The organism is Bacillus cereus group sp. N14 (assembly GCF_016483555.1).
In the GTDB taxonomy this organism is placed as follows: Bacteria; Bacillota; Bacilli; order Bacillales; family Bacillaceae_G; genus Bacillus_A; species Bacillus_A wiedmannii.
The window spans coordinates 587,561-603,224 of sequence record NZ_JAEHBQ010000001.1 but is presented as its reverse complement, the minus strand read 5'-3'; the positions used below and the strand labels follow the sequence as shown (position 1 = coordinate 603,224).

Here is a 15,664-nt window from a genome sequence, read left to right as displayed (position 1 = left end):
TAAAGGTACTGGTGTATCAAAATGTTACTTAAAAGTATCGTTGGCTAGAAGAAATGAAAGCTATAAATAGTTTCACTTTATTTCTGGAGAGGAGAAGGTATTGAAATCATGTTAAGATCTGAAGAAATTTCTAAGTGGTTTCGTAATTTACAACATTCGAAAAAACTAAGTTGGATTTCTTACGTTTTATTAGGAGCAGTGCTGTTTTTTGCACTTATGAATAATGTAAAACCAGAGCAATTAGATGTTGATATGTATTCTATTGCGAAAAAAACAATTCATTCTCCTATTAAAATTGAAGATAAGGTTATAACGGACAGAAAAAAACAAGAGGCCGCTCAAAAAGTTGGGGATCAATATACATATAGAAGTGAATATAAACAAAATAGAGTAGATATTGTAAATGATGTTTTTGCTAAGGTAAATGAAGCAATTCAAGAGATGAAAGCTGCTGGACCTGAAGAGCAAAAAAAGATGACCGATGCAAATAAATTAGAAAAATTGAAGAAGAAGTTGCCATCTAATTTAACAAAGGAATTATCTGATGAGAATTTATTATATTTTATTAATGCAGAACCGGATCAATTAGAATTAGCAAAGAACGCGGCTCTAACGTCTATTAGTGTTATTATGGGTGGAAATATTAAAATGTCCGAAGAAATAGCAGCAAAAGAGCGATTTGTTAATGAAATGAAAAGCCTCAATGTGAATAGCGGATTGAAGGAAGCTGTGAACGCGCTAGGATCATATGCGATTACAGCAAATTATTTTTATGATCCGGCTGTAACGAAAGAGAAGAAGAAAGCGGAAGAAGATTTAATTCCACCTGTTTATATTCTTCAAGGACAAGTTATTGTTAGAGAAGGTGAAACAATTTCAAGTGATATGTATAATCAGTTGAAATTAGTCGGTTTATTAGAGAAAGGTAATAGCTTTCAGCCTTATGTTGGATTAGCAGTGCTCATTGGTGTGTTACTGTACTTTATGCATAAGCAGTTTGAAGTATTTTTACAGCGTAAAAGAGAAGATAGACCGTATATTTTAGCGTATATTACAATTTTATCTATCACGATTGTTTTAATGAAAACGATTAGTTTGTTTCAAAAGCTTGAATATGCAGGAATTGCGTATGTTGTCCCGGTTGCGATGGGAACAATACTTGTAAAACTAATGATTGGCGATCGATTTGTATTTTTAACAAGTATGATTTTTTCTGTGTGCGGAAGTATTATGTTTAATGAAGGGGTAACAAGTACACTGAATTATAGTGTAGGTATTTATGTGTTGTTAAGTTCATTATCAGTAAGCATTTTCTTAAGGGAAAAAAATCGTCGTACGATGATTTTGCAAGCTGGTATACTCGTTTCTATCTTAAATGTGGTCGTCTTAGCGGCGTTATTATTATTACGTAATGGGAATTTTTCACCTCTTGAAATTGGAACGCAATTATTGATGGCTTCCGTTTCGGGAATTATCTCATCCGTTTTGGCTATGGGGATATTACCATATTTAGAGAGTGGACTTGGAATTGTATCAAGCATGAAGCTTATGGAACTATCAAGTCCGAATCATCCGCTTTTGCGTAGAATTTTGTTAGAAGCTCCAGGAACGTATCACCACAGTGTAATGGTAGCGAATCTTTCTGAGGCAGCGTGTGAAGCGGTTGGAGCAAATGGTGTATTAGCACGTGTAGGGGCGTATTATCATGATGTAGGAAAAACGGTACAACCGCAATTCTTTATTGAAAACCAGATGGGAATTGAAAATCCACATGATAAATTAGATCCTGTGACGAGTAAAGATATTATCATTGCTCATGTAACAGATGGAGTCAGAATGCTCGAAGAACACCATATTCCGCAAGAAATTATCGATATTGCTGGACAACACCATGGTACAACATTACTTAAATATTTTTATTATAAGGCAATTAAAGAAGATAAAGAAAAATATACAGAAGAGATGTTTCGCTATCCGGGATCAAAAGCAACTTCAAAAGAGTCGGCAATTGTTGGTATTGCTGATAGTGTTGAGGCGGCGGTACGTTCTATGAATCACCCAACGCCAGATCAAATTAATAATTTAGTACAAAGTATTATTAAAGATCGCCTGCAAGATGGGCAATTTAGTGAATGTGATTTGACGTTTAAGGAACTACAAATCGTTGGAAAAACGTTATGTGAAACGTTAAATGGGATTTTCCATTCGCGTATTACATATCCGGAACCACCGGAAGAGAAGGAGAAAGAATGAGTTTATTAATTGATTTCATTGATGAAACAGAAGAAGTGAAAGAAGAATATGTGAATCTAATTCGTGAGATATTAGAAAAAGCAGCTCAAATGGAAAAAATAGAGGATGGTGCGGAGTTATCAGTGACATTTGTAGATAACGAACGCATTCGCGAGATTAATCGTGATTACCGAGATAAGGATCAGCCTACTGATGTCATTTCCTTTGCTATGGAAGAAATGGGAGAAGGAGAAATGGAAATTGTAGGTGCAGAGATGCCTCGTATGTTAGGTGACCTTATTATTTCTATTCCGAGAGCGAAAGAACAAGCTGAAGAGTATGGACATTCTTTTGATCGTGAACTTGGCTTTTTAGCGTTACATGGCTTTTTACATTTACTTGGTTATGACCACATGACAGAAGAGGATGAAAAAGAAATGTTTGGAAGACAAAAAGAAATTTTAGAGGCATTTGGATTAGGTCGATGAAAAAAGGAAAACTTATAAATAGTTTTGGATATGCTATAGCAGGTATATTCTTTTGTCTTCGTCATGAACGAAATATGAAAATTCATTATTTAGCCGCAGTCATTGTTATATACTGCGGCTTTTATTTCCATATTACGAAAGTAGAGTGGACGGTATTACTTATTGTAATAGGAATTGTAATGAGTTTAGAGATGGTAAATACGGCTGTGGAAAAAACAGTAGATTTAGCGACTACCGATATACATCCGTTTGCGAAAATTGCAAAGGATGTCGCAGCCGGATCGGTTTTATTGTTTGCGATAATAGCCGTTATAATTGGTGCTATTATCTTTTTGCCGTATGTGGTATAGTTGCATTCCAAAGCTTTTATGAAGCTTTGAAAGTGCTGTAAAGGCCTTTAATAAGAGAGTGTATCTATTCACAGCTGTGGACAGGAAGGATGCGGGAATATGAATAGTAAACAATTAATTCAAGAAGCAATCGAAGCGCGTAAACAAGCGTACGTACCATATTCTAAATTTCAAGTAGGTGCAGCATTATTAACACAGGATGGAAAAGTATATCGTGGATGTAATGTTGAAAATGCATCATATGGTTTATGTAACTGTGCAGAAAGAACAGCTTTATTTAAAGCGATTTCTGAAGGAGATAAAGAGTTTGTAGCTATTGCAGTTGTAGCGGATACAAAGCGTCCGGTACCTCCTTGTGGAGCATGCCGACAAGTTATGGTAGAATTATGTAAACAGGATACGAAAGTATACCTATCAAATTTACATGGTGACGTTCAAGAGACTACAGTTGGAGAATTGTTACCAGGAGCATTTTTAGCGGAGGATTTACATGAATAGAAAAGGTTATAAATCAGGTTTTGTCTCTATTATTGGCAGACCGAATGTTGGAAAATCTACATTTTTAAATCGTATTATCGGCCAGAAAATTGCCATTATGAGTGACAAGCCACAAACAACTCGTAATAAAATTCAAGGCGTATATACAGAAAATGATTCACAAGTAATTTTCATTGATACACCAGGAATACATAAACCTAAACATAAATTAGGCGACTTCATGGTGAAGATGGCTCAAACGACATTAAAAGAAGTTGATATTGTTCTGTTTATGGTCAATGCAGTTGAAGGATTTGGTCGTGGTGAGGAATTCATTATTGAGAAATTAAAAGAAACGAAACAACCAGTATTTTTAGTAATTAATAAAATTGACCAACTTCATCCAGAGCAATTATTAGAGTTAATTGATCAATACCGTAAACTATATGAGTTTGCAGAGATTGTACCAATTTCTGCATTAGACGGCAATAATGTGGATGCTTTAATTGGAACAATTAAAAAGTATTTACCAGAAGGACCGCAATACTACCCAGATAATCAAGTAACGGATCATCCAGAGCGATTTATTATTTCAGAGCTTATTCGTGAAAAAGTATTACATTTAACACGTGAAGAAGTGCCGCACTCTGTAGCGGTTGTTATTGATGCAATTCAAAAACGTGAGGGCGGAGCGGTTTATATAAACGCAACGATTGTTGTTGAACGTGCATCACAAAAAGGAATTATTATAGGTAAGCAAGGAAAGATGTTAAAAGAAGTCGGTAAGCGAGCTCGTTTTGACATTGAAGCATTACTTGGTTCTAAAGTATTTTTAGAAGTATGGGTAAAAGTGCAAAAAGATTGGCGTAATAAAATGTCTCAGCTTCGTGACCTTGGTTTCCGCGAAGACGAGTACTAAAATAGAGTAAAGCTGTAATCAGCGGATGTTTTGTTCATCCGCTGATTATTGGTTTTTATGAGTTTTGATAAATTAGGAAAAATTTTTCTCACATGAAAATGGACAAAATGGGTCAATTTAATAACAACAAAGGAAATTGGTTTATAGGCTACGCTTATTGAGAAAGGTGGATTCTTATGCTAGATTTTACCTGGAAGTTTTTCTCCAAAACAGGAAGCATTGAAACGTACTTGCTTTTGAAAGAAATGGAAAAAGACGTAAACGATGAGATGGATCAACATGAAGAGGAGCTAGCGCATCTAGACTCTCCAATTTCTTGACCCGTTTTGTTCAAACCTTGGATGGTGACGAACATGTTTCAAAAAGTTGAGGGCATCGTTATCCGTACGACAGATTACGGAGAAACGAACAAGATTGTTACAATATTCTCAAGAGAATTGGGTAAGGTAAGTGCAATGGCAAGAGGAGCGAAAAAACCGAAAAGCCGGTTAGCATCTGTTTCGCAACTTATGACCCATGGTAATTTTCTTATTCAAATGGGATCTGGACTTGGAACTTTGCAACAAGGCGAGATTATTTCAACTATGAAAGAAATTCGCGAGGATATATTTTTAACTGCTTATGCATCATTTATTGTTGAGTTAACTGATAAAGCAACAGAAGATAAAAAACATAATCCATATTTATTTGAAATGTTATATCAAACGTTGCATTATATGTGTGAGGGTGTTGATTCAGAAGTATTATCATTAATTTATCAAACGAAAATGCTTCCGGTATTAGGGATGCGCCCGTACTTTGATACATGTGCGATTTGTCATCAAGAAACAGATTTTGTCGCCTTCTCTGTCCGGGAAGGCGGTTTTCTGTGCTCGCGTCATGCTGAGCAAGACCAGTATCGTATACCAGTGGGGGAAGCGGTTCATAAATTATTACGTCTTTTCTACCACTTCGATTTACATAGACTTGGCAATGTATCGGTGAAGGATAGCACAAAAAAACAAATGCGTTTAGTATTGAATACATATTATGATGAATATTGCGGGATTTATTTGAAGTCAAGACGTTTCTTAGAACAACTTGATAAGTTTCAAATATAATTTGGGGCCGTATACGGTCCTTTTTACATCCTATCTTTTTCAAATAGCATATTTAGTATATAATATTTAAGAGATAGTATAACTTTTTTCGTTGTGCATTAAAGGTGGTGATTATCATAGAGCTGAATAAACGGCAAGAACATATCATTCAGATTGTAAAAGATCACGGTCCTATTACAGGGGAGTCAATTGCTGCGCAATTAGGATTAACACGTGCAACGCTAAGACCAGACTTAGCAATTTTAACGATGGCTGGTTATTTAGAAGCGCGTCCACGCGTAGGTTATTTTTATACGGGTAAAACCGGGGGGCAGCTATTATCTGAGGCTGTTAAGAAAATTAAAGTACAAGATTATCAATCTAGACCAGCTGTAATTGATAAAAATGTATCAGTATACGATGCGATTTGTACAATGTTTTTAGAGGACGTAGGTACCTTATTTGTTGTAGATCAGGCGATTCTATTAGTTGGTGTTGTGTCTCGTAAAGATTTATTAAGAGCTAGCCTTGGAAAGCAGGATTTAACCTCTCTTCCGGTTAATATTATCATGACAAGGATGCCAAACATTACGATGTGTCGTAGAGAGGATTCTTTATATGATATTGCGATGGAATTAATAGAAAGACAGATTGATGCGATGCCGGTTGTGAAAGATACGAAGCAAGGTTTAGAAGTGATTGGACGAATTACAAAAACAAATATTACACGTGCGTTTGTAAACTTAGTAAATAACGAATAAGTGTAATTTGTTTAAAGTGAGGTAATATAATGGATAATAAAATCGTATATGTCGTATCTGACTCTGTTGGAGAAACGGCTGATTTGGTTGTTCGAGCAGCGATGGGGCAATTCCCATTTGCTCCTGATATTAGACGTGTACCGTATGTAGAAGATACAGGGACATTAAAAGAAGTGATTTCGATTGCTAAGAGCAATCAAGCGCTTATTTGTTTTACGTTAGTAAAGCCTGACATGCGTCAGTATTTAGTGACAGAGGCTGCGAGAGAAGGCGTAGAGGCATATGATATTATCGGGCCTCTTATCGATCAAATTGAAGAAATTACAGGGCAAGTACCAAGATATGAGCCGGGTGTTGTTCGTAGATTAGATGAAGAATACTTTAAAAAGATTGAAGCGATTGAGTTTGCTGTAAAGTATGATGATGGTAGAGACGCGCGTGGTATTTTAAAAGCAGATATCGTGTTGATTGGGATTTCGCGCACATCAAAAACACCACTTTCTCAATATTTAGCTCATAACAAACGTTTGAAAGTTGCTAATGTACCGCTCGTACCAGAAGTAGATCCGCCTGAAGAGTTATATCAAGTGGCTAAAGAAAAATGCTTCGGTTTGAAAATTACGCCAGAGAAGTTGAATCATATTCGAAAAGAGCGATTGAAATCACTTGGACTAAGTGATGGTGCAACATATGCCAATATTAATCGTATTAAAGAAGAAATTGATCACTTTGAGAATGTAGTTGGTAAAATAAATTGTCAAGTAATTGATGTATCGAATAAAGCGATTGAAGAAACAGCCAACATTATTGTGAATGCAGTGCAAAACCAAAAATTGTTTTAGCACATTTACCAAAGGTGAATGTGCTTTTTTCGCTCGTGAGAAACACAATACCTGTTGATTTCGTAATAGATTATAGCGGAGTGGTTATACTTATATTCTTCTGTCTTTTTATTATGCTAAAGGCAGGGTTTCGTTATCCTGAAATAGAAGATGAAAAAATAAAGGGATATGTAGCGTAGTTGAAGAAAATATATTATAATAAAAAATTGTGATAAAAACCTATATTTTACGTTTAGACTTTAATTTTTCAGAATAAACTAGGGATAGGATTTACGAAAAGACATGTAATTACGTTAAATCGACAAAATCTATACAAGAAAACGCACATTATGGAAGGATTCGCAGAAGGGATGTAGAATACAGAAATATGCAAAACATCAATATCGTATTAGTTGATGCAGATGCATAGCCTGTGAATGCTGAAAACTGTGCAAGTTGGAACGAAAGTTCATGTCGAAATTTTGTTTGTCACATCGTATGCTCATCGTTTAAGGAAGAAGCAAGGGAAATTGGATCTATGTAGATACTGAATAAGCTAAAGTTGATTTTTTATATGTATCAACATGCAAAAAAACAGATCTCGTGATCACATAGGATATGGTGCTTGCTAGTCTTCTTGTAAAAAAGTGTATATGTATTGTCTCCAGGAGGTACATTTGTAACAGGTGAGCAAATGGATACAATTTTATATAGTAGGTACGTATCTGCGAAATTACGCAGAAAAGGGCCTACAAAATCGTTTGATAACGTGATCGACAACACTTTCTAATAAGTTTAGAAAAAATATTGTCGAATTATAAAGGAATTTTTTAATTTTTATCGAATACAAAATACGACACGGAGATGGATTTATGGGGAACAGAATTCCCGAAGAAGTTGTTGAACAGATTCGGACGTCATCGGATATTGTAGAAGTGATTGGTGAATACGTTCAACTTAGAAAACAGGGGCGTAACTATTTCGGCCTTTGTCCATTTCATGGTGAGAATTCTCCTTCATTCTCTGTTTCATCTGATAAGCAAATTTTTCATTGCTTCGGATGTGGAGAAGGTGGAAATGTATTTTCCTTTCTAATGAAAATGGAAGGATTGGCTTTTACCGAGGCTGTTCAAAAGCTAGGTGAAAGAAATGGAATGGCGGTTGCAGAGTATACATCAGGGCAAGGACAACAAGAAGACATATCTGATGACACTGTCATCATGCAACAGGCTCATGAACTTTTGAAAAAGTATTATCATCATTTATTAGTAAATACAGAAGAAGGAAATGAAGCACTTTCGTATTTGTTAAAACGTGGTATTACGAAAGAGATGATTGAGAAGTTTGAAATTGGTTATGCGTCACCTGCTTGGGATGCAGCAACGAAAATTTTACAAAAAAGAGGTTTATCGCTGTCTAGTATGGAACAAGCTGGTCTTCTCATAAGAAGCGAGAAGGATGGTAGTCATTATGATCGCTTCCGTGGAAGAGTTATGTTTCCAATCTATACGTTACAAGGTAAAGTGATAGCGTTTAGTGGAAGGGCATTAGGAGATGACACTCCGAAATATTTAAATAGCCCTGAAACACCGATTTTTCATAAAAGTAAATTGTTGTATAACTTCCACCAAGCGAGGCCGTTTATTAGAAAACGTGGGCAAGTGGTCCTTTTTGAAGGGTATGCCGACGTAATGGCTGCGGTAAAAAGTGGTGTGGAAGAAGCTGTCGCGACAATGGGAACAGCTTTAACTGAAGAACAAGCAAAACTTCTGCGACGTAACGTTGAAACTGTTGTTCTTTGCTATGATGGTGATAAAGCAGGGCGAGAAGCAACGATGAAAGCAGGGCAATTATTGCTAAAAGTTGGTTGCCAAGTGAAAGTTACATCCTTGCCAGATAAGCTTGATCCTGATGAATATGTGCAACAATATGGGACAACTGCTTTTGAAAATCTTGTGAAATCAAGTATAAGTTTTGTTGGTTTTAAAATAAATTATTTGCGTTTAGGGAAAAATTTGCAAGATGAGTCTGGCAAAGAAGAATATGTGAAAAGTGTTTTAAAAGAGTTATCGTTGCTACAGGATGCGATGCAGGCAGAATCATATTTGAAGTCATTATCGCAAGAATTTTCGTATTCAATGGAAACTCTTTTGAATCAATTGCACCAATATCGCAAAGAACAAAAGGTACAGCAAAAACAAGTAAAGCAGGTTTCTAAGCCGTCTCAAATTGTTCAAACAAAACCGAAGTTAACAGGTTTTGAAAGGGCAGAAAGAGAAATTATTTATCATATGTTGCAAAGTCCGGAAGTGGCTGTTCGTATGGAATCCCACATAGAAGATTTTCATACAGAAGAACATAAAGGGATTTTATATGAACTATACGCATATTATGAAAAGGGAAATGAACCTTCAGTCGGAACATTTTTAAGTTGGCTCTCTGATGAGAAGTTGAAAAATATTATCACTGATATTTCGACGGATGAATTTATTAATCCAGAATACACAGAAGAAGTGTTACAAGGCCATTTAGAGACGCTCAGCCGTCATCAAGAAAAACTTGAAAAGATGGAAATCATCTTTAAGGTAAAACAAATGGAAAAAACAGATCCTGTAGAGGCTGCTAAATATTATGTAGCATATTTACAAAATCAAAAAGCGAGAAAATAGCTTTTTTGATAAATTTTTAGTATAATGAATGTTTGTATCTCGCGTAAGGAGGGGAACAGATGGCTGACAAACCAGCTCGTTCTAAACAAATTGAAACTGAAATGACCCTTGAGCAAGTGAAAGAACAACTCACTGAGCTCGGAAAAAAACGTGGCGTTCTTACATATGAAGAGATTGCAGAACGCATGAATGGATTTGAAATTGAATCCGATCAAATGGATGAATACTATGAATATTTAGGTGAACAAGGGATTGACTTAGTTGGTGACAATGATAACGACGAAGGTCCTAATAATCGCCAAATTACAAAAGCGGAAGAAGAATTCGACCTTAATGATTTAAGTGTACCACCTGGGGTTAAAATCAATGATCCTGTTCGTATGTATTTAAAAGAAATTGGTCGTGTAGATTTACTATCTGCAGAAGAAGAAATTCGACTTGCAACGCGTATTGAAGAAGGCGATGAAGAAGCGAAACGTCGTCTTGCAGAAGCAAACTTACGTCTTGTAGTAAGTATTGCAAAGCGCTACGTAGGCCGTGGTATGCTTTTCTTAGACTTAATCCAAGAAGGGAATATGGGTCTAATTAAAGCGGTTGAAAAGTTCGATTATCGTAAAGGTTTCAAATTTAGTACGTATGCAACTTGGTGGATTCGCCAAGCGATTACACGTGCGATTGCAGACCAAGCACGAACAATTCGTATCCCAGTTCATATGGTTGAAACGATTAATAAGTTAATTCGTGTACAACGTCAATTACTACAAGATTTAGGACGCGAACCATCTCCTGAAGAGATTGGTGAAGAAATGGATCTTGCTCCAGAAAAAGTACGCGAAATTTTAAAAATTGCACAGGAGCCAGTTTCTCTTGAAACACCGATTGGTGAAGAAGATGACTCCCATTTAGGTGATTTTATTGAAGACCAAGAAGCAACATCGCCTGCGGACCATGCAGCGTATGAATTGCTAAAAGAACAATTAGAAGATGTGTTAGATACACTAACAGATCGTGAAGAAAATGTTCTACGTCTTCGTTTTGGTTTAGATGATGGACGAACTCGTACGCTTGAAGAAGTTGGGAAAGTATTCGGCGTAACGAGAGAACGTATCCGTCAAATTGAAGCAAAAGCACTTCGTAAATTAAGACATCCAAGCCGTAGTAAGCGTCTTAAGGATTTCTTAGAATAGGCTACTTTTAAGTTTACTTCACCTTTGTGAAGTAAACTTTTTTATTTTGTTAACTTTTGTTAAACTTTAGCTATCGGCAACGATTACAATTTCTTGTAATTTATTTTACAGAATTGTCTTTTGATTTGCAAATGCTCATTTTTCGATTTTTCGATTAATTTTGTGTATTCTATACAAAAATATATGTAGAAAAGTGAAAAATATGATGAGAAACGTTAATAATTATCGAAATAATAAGCGATATAACAATAAAAAACAATAAACTGAATTTATGGAATATTTTTAACGATTAGTAGTTTACTCTTTTCTGATAGAACGTTTTCAAGTACAATGGAAATGACTGAATCATCTAACTATTTAGGGGTATAGAGGGGGGAGAAGAGATATGAAACGTAATCCGCTGATTCCGTTCGCTCTTATTGCAGCATTAGGTATTATCGTTATGTTTGTATTTTCATTTCAGGGGCTAAATAAATCTAAAGAGTTAGCTGATGCAAAAAATGGTGGGAAGCCAGCACAAACAGCATCAAAGCCAGAGGATATTGTGAAGCAAAGCTGTACGAGCTGCCACGGTGACCAGTTACAAGGGGCAGTAGGACCTAATTTACAAAAAATTGGTGGGAAACTTTCAAAAGATGAAATTAAAGAAATTCTTTCGAAAGGAAAAGGAAATATGCCTGCCAATTTAGTTCCAGCTGATCAAGCTGCTAAAGTAGCTGATTGGTTATCGAAGAAAAAATAAAGTTCCGTATGACAAGTCTTTTGCTTATGCAAAGGGCTTGTTTTTCTATATTTTCTAAAATACGATGAGTGATAGAGAAGTGAATTGTTTTTATAGGCTTGCAACAACTACTATAAATTCATTATCATGGAGACAGACTGACAAGAGAAGGAGTAATGGAAATACATGAATGAAGTAAAGCTTTCAAAACGATTAGAAGAAGTAGTGCGTGAAATACCGGTAGGATCTACAGTAGCTGATATTGGATCGGATCATGCGTATTTACCGTGTTATACAATTATAAATAATATTGCTACAAAAGCAGTTGCTGGAGAGGTTGTAGATGGCCCATTTCGCTCTGCACAAGCAACTGTAGCTGAAAGTGGCTTACAAGATAAAATAGATGTGCGTAAAGGGAATGGACTAGCTGTTATCGCGCCAGGAGAAGTAGATGTAATTACGGTTGCTGGAATGGGCGGAGCGTTAATTCGTGACATTTTAGAAAGTGGTAAAGAAAAATTAGAAGGGGTAACTCGTTTAATTTTACAGCCGAATATTGCAGCGCATCACATTCGTGAATGGTTTATTGAGAATGGATGGGAGCTTATCCATGAAAAAATCGTAAAAGAAGATGGGAAAATTTACGAGATTTTAGTAGGCGAGCGAGGAAACATCGCGGTGCCTTATTCTGAGAATAAACAAGCGGAATTATTTATGGGGCCATTTTTAATAAAAGAAAAAGGTGAAGCTTTCGTTGAAAAATGGGAAGGGGAATTAAAAAACTTCCAAAATATTTTAAAGCAGTTAGAACGTGCGGCTGATTCTGAAGAAACAAAAGCGAAGCGTGCGGAAGTAGAAGCGAAAATGAAAATGATACGGGAGGTTTTATCATGAGTAAAATTCCAAATGGCCATGAAATTATTTCTTTATTTGAAAGTATGTATCCGAAGCATTTGGCGATGGAAGGAGATAAGATTGGCCTGCAAATTGGAGCGCTTAATAAACCCGTACAACACGTATTGATTGCGTTAGATGTAACGGAGGAAGTTGTGGATGAAGCAATTCAATTAGGGGCGAATATCATTATTGCGCATCACCCTTTAATTTTTAATCCGTTAAAAGCGATTCATACAGATAAAGCGTATGGAAGAATTATTGAAACGTGTATTAAAAATGATATTGCCATTTATGCAGCACATACAAATGTGGATGTTGCTAAGGGCGGGGTAAATGATTTACTTGCTGAGGCGTTAGGATTGCAAAATACAGAAGTTTTGGCACCGACATATGCAGAAGAAATGAAAAAAGTTGTTGTGTTTGTGCCAGTAACTCATGCAGAAGAAGTACGAAAAGCATTAGGAGACGCAGGTGCTGGTCATATCGGCAATTATAGCCACTGTACGTTTAATAGCGAGGGTACAGGCACGTTTGTACCTCAAGAGGGAACAAATCCTTATATCGGGGAAACTGGGCAGTTAGAACGCGTAGAAGAAGTGCGAATCGAAACGATAATTCCAGCTTCACTACAGCGAAAAGTGATTAAAGCAATGGTAACGGCACATCCATATGAAGAAGTAGCATATGATGTGTATCCACTTGATAACAAAGGTGAAACATTAGGGCTTGGAAAAATAGGATATTTACAAGAAGAAATGACACTTGGACAGTTTGCGGAACATGTAAAGCAATCATTAGATGTGAAGGGCGCAAGAGTTGTTGGGAAATTAGATGATAAAGTGCGTAAAGTGGCTGTACTTGGTGGCGATGGTAACAAATACATCAATCAAGCTAAATTTAAAGGAGCGGATGTATATGTAACAGGTGACATGTATTATCATGTTGCTCATGATGCGATGATGCTCGGTTTAAATATAGTTGACCCAGGACATAACGTTGAAAAAGTAATGAAGCAAGGTGTACAAAAGCAATTACAAGAAAAAGTAGATGCAAAGAAATTCAATGTACACATTCATGCTTCGCAATTACATACAGATCCATTTACATTTGTATAAGAAAAATAAAAACCGTTGCTCGTATAGGCAACGGTTTTTATTATTGTTCTTTTTTCACTTTTACACGAGGTAATATTTTTTGTAACGGTACTTTTCGAACTCTCTCCCATGTAGCGGGATTCATTGGATCATATTGATCTAAGAAAGCGATAACTTCTTTTGTAATTGGAGTTGGAGTAGAAGCACCTGCTGTAACAGCTACGTTTTCTACACCTTGTAGCCACTCTAATTTAATCTCACTTACGTCTGCAACGCGGTATGCTTTCGTACCAGCGATTTCTTGTGATACTTGTGCTAAACGGTTTGAGTTGTTACTTTTCGGATCACCGACAACAATTGTTAAGTCTGCAACATCAGCTTGTTTAGCGACAGCTTCTTGGCGAACTTGAGTTGCTAAACAAATTTCCTTATGGAATTCTGCTGTTGGGAATTTTTTCTGAATGTCCTCCATTAAATGTTGAACATCCCATTGGCTCATCGTTGTTTGATTTGTAACTAAAATTTTATCTGTTGGAATTTCTAATGTTTTTAAATCATCAGCTCTTTCGATAAGGTGAACGATGTCAGGTGCAATACCAACTGCGCCTTCTGGTTCTGGATGATTTTTTTTACCGATATAAATGACATGGTAACCTTCAGCTTTCTTTGCTTCAATAAGATCATGTGTTTTTGTAACATCTGGACAAGTGGCATCGATTGTCGTTAAACCTTTTTCTTTTGCACGTTGTTTAACTTCTGGAGAAACACCGTGTGCTGTGAAAATAACAGTACCAGATTCGATTTTATCTAAAATTTCTAATCGACTTGGACCGTCTAACGTAATGATGCCATCTTCTTCGAATGCATCTGTTACATGTTTGTTGTGAACAATCATACCTAAAATATAAATAGGTCTTGGTAATGATGTATCTAATGCGGCGTTACGTGCAATAACCATCGCGTCCACAACACCGTAGCAATAACCACGAGGGGAAATTTTAACAATTTTCATATGAGTAATCCTCTCCTTCTAAACAAGGGATACTTTTGTGCATAGTCTTTTACATTATAAAGGAGGAATGGATAGAAAACAAAGGATTGTTACACATATAGTTTTGGTTTTGTTGCTATTTTATGAACAGGCTCCTCTCGTAATTCTTTTTCTATGACAGGCTCAATCACTAATTTTTTTCTTTTTCTTTTTTTTTGTGGAGGAGGCGGAGTTGCTACCTCAACCTTTTCTGTTATGTCTTCAGTTGGATTTTCAGTTGGATCTTCTTCCGTACTTTTTCCAGAGGTGAGGATTTTAACAATGCTTGGTAGGTTACGCATAATAGGACCGTACTGTTCGACGACAGGGCTTACAGATTGAACGACTTGGGATACTTTTTCAATATTGTTTATCATATTAGTTGGATTCGAAATTAAATTTGCAAAAAAACTGCCGATGCCGCTACTTGATGCTGCTGTAGTTGCTGCACCGCCGCGCGTTTCATTTGATTCATACATTTGAGGGGGGGGCATTTGCTCTGGATATTGCTGCATGTATGGTTGATATTGTTGTGAGTACTGCTGCGGGTATTGCTGTTGGTATTGGTATTGTTGTTGATATGGGGGCGGCGGTTGTTGGTGCATCATTGGCGGCGGTCCATCCATTTGTCGATAAGGTGGAACCATTTGCATGAAAGGCTCGGTTGGATCGTGTTTTTTAAAGAGTTTAGCAAGGAAACCTTTCTTTTTTTGCGCCATCGGTGGTAGCTGTGGAATTGGATATGGTGTATAAGGTTGCTGTCCTTGATTCGGATACATTTGCCTTGTATGGGATTTTGGAAACATGTGAGAAATCCTCCTTTCTTCAGTTAGGTATATACACATACAATATGCAATAAGAGGGAAGAAGGTTAGTTTTTGAAGTAAAAACCTAAACTAAAGATGGATTTTACTTGTAGATTTCGATATAATGTAGACT

At 36.4% G+C, this 15,664-nt stretch carries 16 protein-coding genes; 14 read left to right on the top strand and 2 right to left on the bottom strand.

Annotated elements, in window-relative coordinates:
- Window positions 1–108 precede the first annotated feature (108 nt).
- The 14 genes from JDS82_RS03190 (at window position 109) to JDS82_RS03125 (ending at window position 13,716) form a co-directional block, all read left to right on the top strand.
- The gene (locus JDS82_RS03190) at window positions 109–2,253 is read left to right on the top strand and encodes an HD family phosphohydrolase (protein WP_048562280.1); all 2,145 of its coding nucleotides are present in this window, start codon (window positions 109–111) and stop codon (window positions 2,251–2,253) included.
- Window positions 2,250–2,720, top strand: coding sequence for an rRNA maturation RNase YbeY (ybeY, locus tag JDS82_RS03185; RefSeq protein WP_000054689.1), 471 nt, complete (start codon window positions 2,250–2,252; stop codon window positions 2,718–2,720). The genes JDS82_RS03190 and ybeY overlap by 4 nt, the downstream gene beginning before the upstream one ends.
- Window positions 2,717–3,070, top strand: coding sequence for a diacylglycerol kinase family protein (locus JDS82_RS03180; RefSeq protein ID WP_199712629.1), 354 nt, complete (start codon window positions 2,717–2,719; stop codon window positions 3,068–3,070). The genes ybeY and JDS82_RS03180 overlap by 4 nt, the downstream gene beginning before the upstream one ends.
- 99 nt (window positions 3,071–3,169) lie before the next feature.
- Window positions 3,170–3,568, top strand: coding sequence for a cytidine deaminase (locus JDS82_RS03175; protein ID WP_001086293.1), 399 nt, complete (start codon window positions 3,170–3,172; stop codon window positions 3,566–3,568).
- On the top strand, window positions 3,561–4,466 hold the full coding sequence (gene era, locus JDS82_RS03170; protein ID WP_001080239.1) for a GTPase Era: 906 nt from the start codon (window positions 3,561–3,563) through the stop codon (window positions 4,464–4,466). Before JDS82_RS03175 ends, era begins: the two co-directional genes overlap by 8 nt.
- Before the next feature lie 176 nt (window positions 4,467–4,642).
- Entirely contained in the window at window positions 4,643–4,786 is a 144-nt protein-coding gene (locus JDS82_RS03165) for a YqzL family protein (protein ID WP_000883924.1), read from the top strand.
- 33 nt (window positions 4,787–4,819) lie between these two features.
- Window positions 4,820–5,566, top strand: coding sequence for a DNA repair protein RecO (gene recO, locus JDS82_RS03160; RefSeq protein WP_000487012.1), 747 nt, complete (start codon window positions 4,820–4,822; stop codon window positions 5,564–5,566).
- A gap of 107 nt (window positions 5,567–5,673) precedes the next feature.
- Window positions 5,674–6,306: a transcriptional regulator CcpN gene (locus tag JDS82_RS03155; protein WP_000583754.1), complete on the top strand. Its 633-nt coding sequence runs from the start codon at window positions 5,674–5,676 to the stop codon at window positions 6,304–6,306.
- A gap of 29 nt (window positions 6,307–6,335) precedes the next feature.
- A complete protein-coding gene (locus tag JDS82_RS03150; protein WP_000368948.1) occupies window positions 6,336–7,148 on the top strand; it encodes a pyruvate, water dikinase regulatory protein in 813 nt (270 codons plus the stop codon).
- 851 nt (window positions 7,149–7,999) lie between these two features.
- Window positions 8,000–9,796 (top strand): DNA primase, encoded by a 1,797-nt coding sequence (dnaG, locus tag JDS82_RS03145; RefSeq protein WP_000528234.1) that lies wholly within the window; start codon window positions 8,000–8,002, stop codon window positions 9,794–9,796.
- A 59-nt stretch (window positions 9,797–9,855) separates the two neighbouring features.
- The gene (rpoD, locus tag JDS82_RS03140; RefSeq protein ID WP_000764061.1) at window positions 9,856–10,983 is read left to right on the top strand and encodes an RNA polymerase sigma factor RpoD; all 1,128 of its coding nucleotides are present in this window, start codon (window positions 9,856–9,858) and stop codon (window positions 10,981–10,983) included.
- Between the two features lie 385 nt (window positions 10,984–11,368).
- Entirely contained in the window at window positions 11,369–11,725 is a 357-nt protein-coding gene (gene cccA, locus JDS82_RS03135; RefSeq protein WP_000828143.1) for a cytochrome c550, read from the top strand.
- Window positions 11,726–11,890: 165 nt separating this feature from the next.
- Window positions 11,891–12,598, top strand: coding sequence for a tRNA (adenine(22)-N(1))-methyltransferase (locus JDS82_RS03130; RefSeq protein ID WP_001006534.1), 708 nt, complete (start codon window positions 11,891–11,893; stop codon window positions 12,596–12,598).
- Window positions 12,595–13,716, top strand: a complete 1,122-nt coding sequence (locus JDS82_RS03125) for a Nif3-like dinuclear metal center hexameric protein (protein WP_199712627.1) — start codon at window positions 12,595–12,597, stop codon at window positions 13,714–13,716. The genes JDS82_RS03130 and JDS82_RS03125 overlap by 4 nt, the downstream gene beginning before the upstream one ends.
- 40 nt (window positions 13,717–13,756) lie before the next feature.
- Here the strand turns inward: JDS82_RS03125 and JDS82_RS03120 are convergent, their stop codons facing one another.
- On the bottom strand, window positions 13,757–14,707 hold the full coding sequence (locus tag JDS82_RS03120) for a 4-hydroxy-3-methylbut-2-enyl diphosphate reductase (protein ID WP_000706674.1): 951 nt from the start codon (window positions 14,705–14,707) through the stop codon (window positions 13,757–13,759).
- A gap of 89 nt (window positions 14,708–14,796) precedes the next feature.
- Complete coding sequence (gene vrrA, locus JDS82_RS03115) at window positions 14,797–15,531, bottom strand: VrrA/YqfQ family protein (protein ID WP_000484132.1); 735 nt, start codon at window positions 15,529–15,531, stop codon at window positions 14,797–14,799.
- Between the last annotated feature and the right edge of the window lie 133 nt (window positions 15,532–15,664).

Excerpts from the sequence above, each read along its gene's own strand:
- JDS82_RS03190 (WP_048562280.1), top strand. The coding sequence starts at position 109 with ATGTTAAGATCTGAAGAAATTTCTAAGTGGTTTCGTAATTTACAACAT.
- ybeY (WP_000054689.1), top strand. The coding sequence starts at position 2,250 with ATGAGTTTATTAATTGATTTCATTGATGAAACAGAAGAAGTGAAAGAA.
- JDS82_RS03180 (WP_199712629.1), top strand. The coding sequence starts at position 2,717 with ATGAAAAAAGGAAAACTTATAAATAGTTTTGGATATGCTATAGCAGGT.
- JDS82_RS03175 (WP_001086293.1), top strand. The coding sequence starts at position 3,170 with ATGAATAGTAAACAATTAATTCAAGAAGCAATCGAAGCGCGTAAACAA.
- era (WP_001080239.1), top strand. The coding sequence starts at position 3,561 with ATGAATAGAAAAGGTTATAAATCAGGTTTTGTCTCTATTATTGGCAGA.
- JDS82_RS03165 (WP_000883924.1), top strand. The coding sequence starts at position 4,643 with ATGCTAGATTTTACCTGGAAGTTTTTCTCCAAAACAGGAAGCATTGAA.
- recO (WP_000487012.1), top strand. The coding sequence starts at position 4,820 with ATGTTTCAAAAAGTTGAGGGCATCGTTATCCGTACGACAGATTACGGA.
- JDS82_RS03150 (WP_000368948.1), top strand. The coding sequence starts at position 6,336 with ATGGATAATAAAATCGTATATGTCGTATCTGACTCTGTTGGAGAAACG.
- dnaG (WP_000528234.1), top strand. The coding sequence starts at position 8,000 with ATGGGGAACAGAATTCCCGAAGAAGTTGTTGAACAGATTCGGACGTCA.
- rpoD (WP_000764061.1), top strand. The coding sequence starts at position 9,856 with ATGGCTGACAAACCAGCTCGTTCTAAACAAATTGAAACTGAAATGACC.
- cccA (WP_000828143.1), top strand. The coding sequence starts at position 11,369 with ATGAAACGTAATCCGCTGATTCCGTTCGCTCTTATTGCAGCATTAGGT.
- JDS82_RS03130 (WP_001006534.1), top strand. The coding sequence starts at position 11,891 with ATGAATGAAGTAAAGCTTTCAAAACGATTAGAAGAAGTAGTGCGTGAA.
- JDS82_RS03125 (WP_199712627.1), top strand. The coding sequence starts at position 12,595 with ATGAGTAAAATTCCAAATGGCCATGAAATTATTTCTTTATTTGAAAGT.
- JDS82_RS03120 (WP_000706674.1), bottom strand. The coding sequence starts at position 14,707 with ATGAAAATTGTTAAAATTTCCCCTCGTGGTTATTGCTACGGTGTTGTG.
- vrrA (WP_000484132.1), bottom strand. The coding sequence starts at position 15,531 with ATGTTTCCAAAATCCCATACAAGGCAAATGTATCCGAATCAAGGACAG.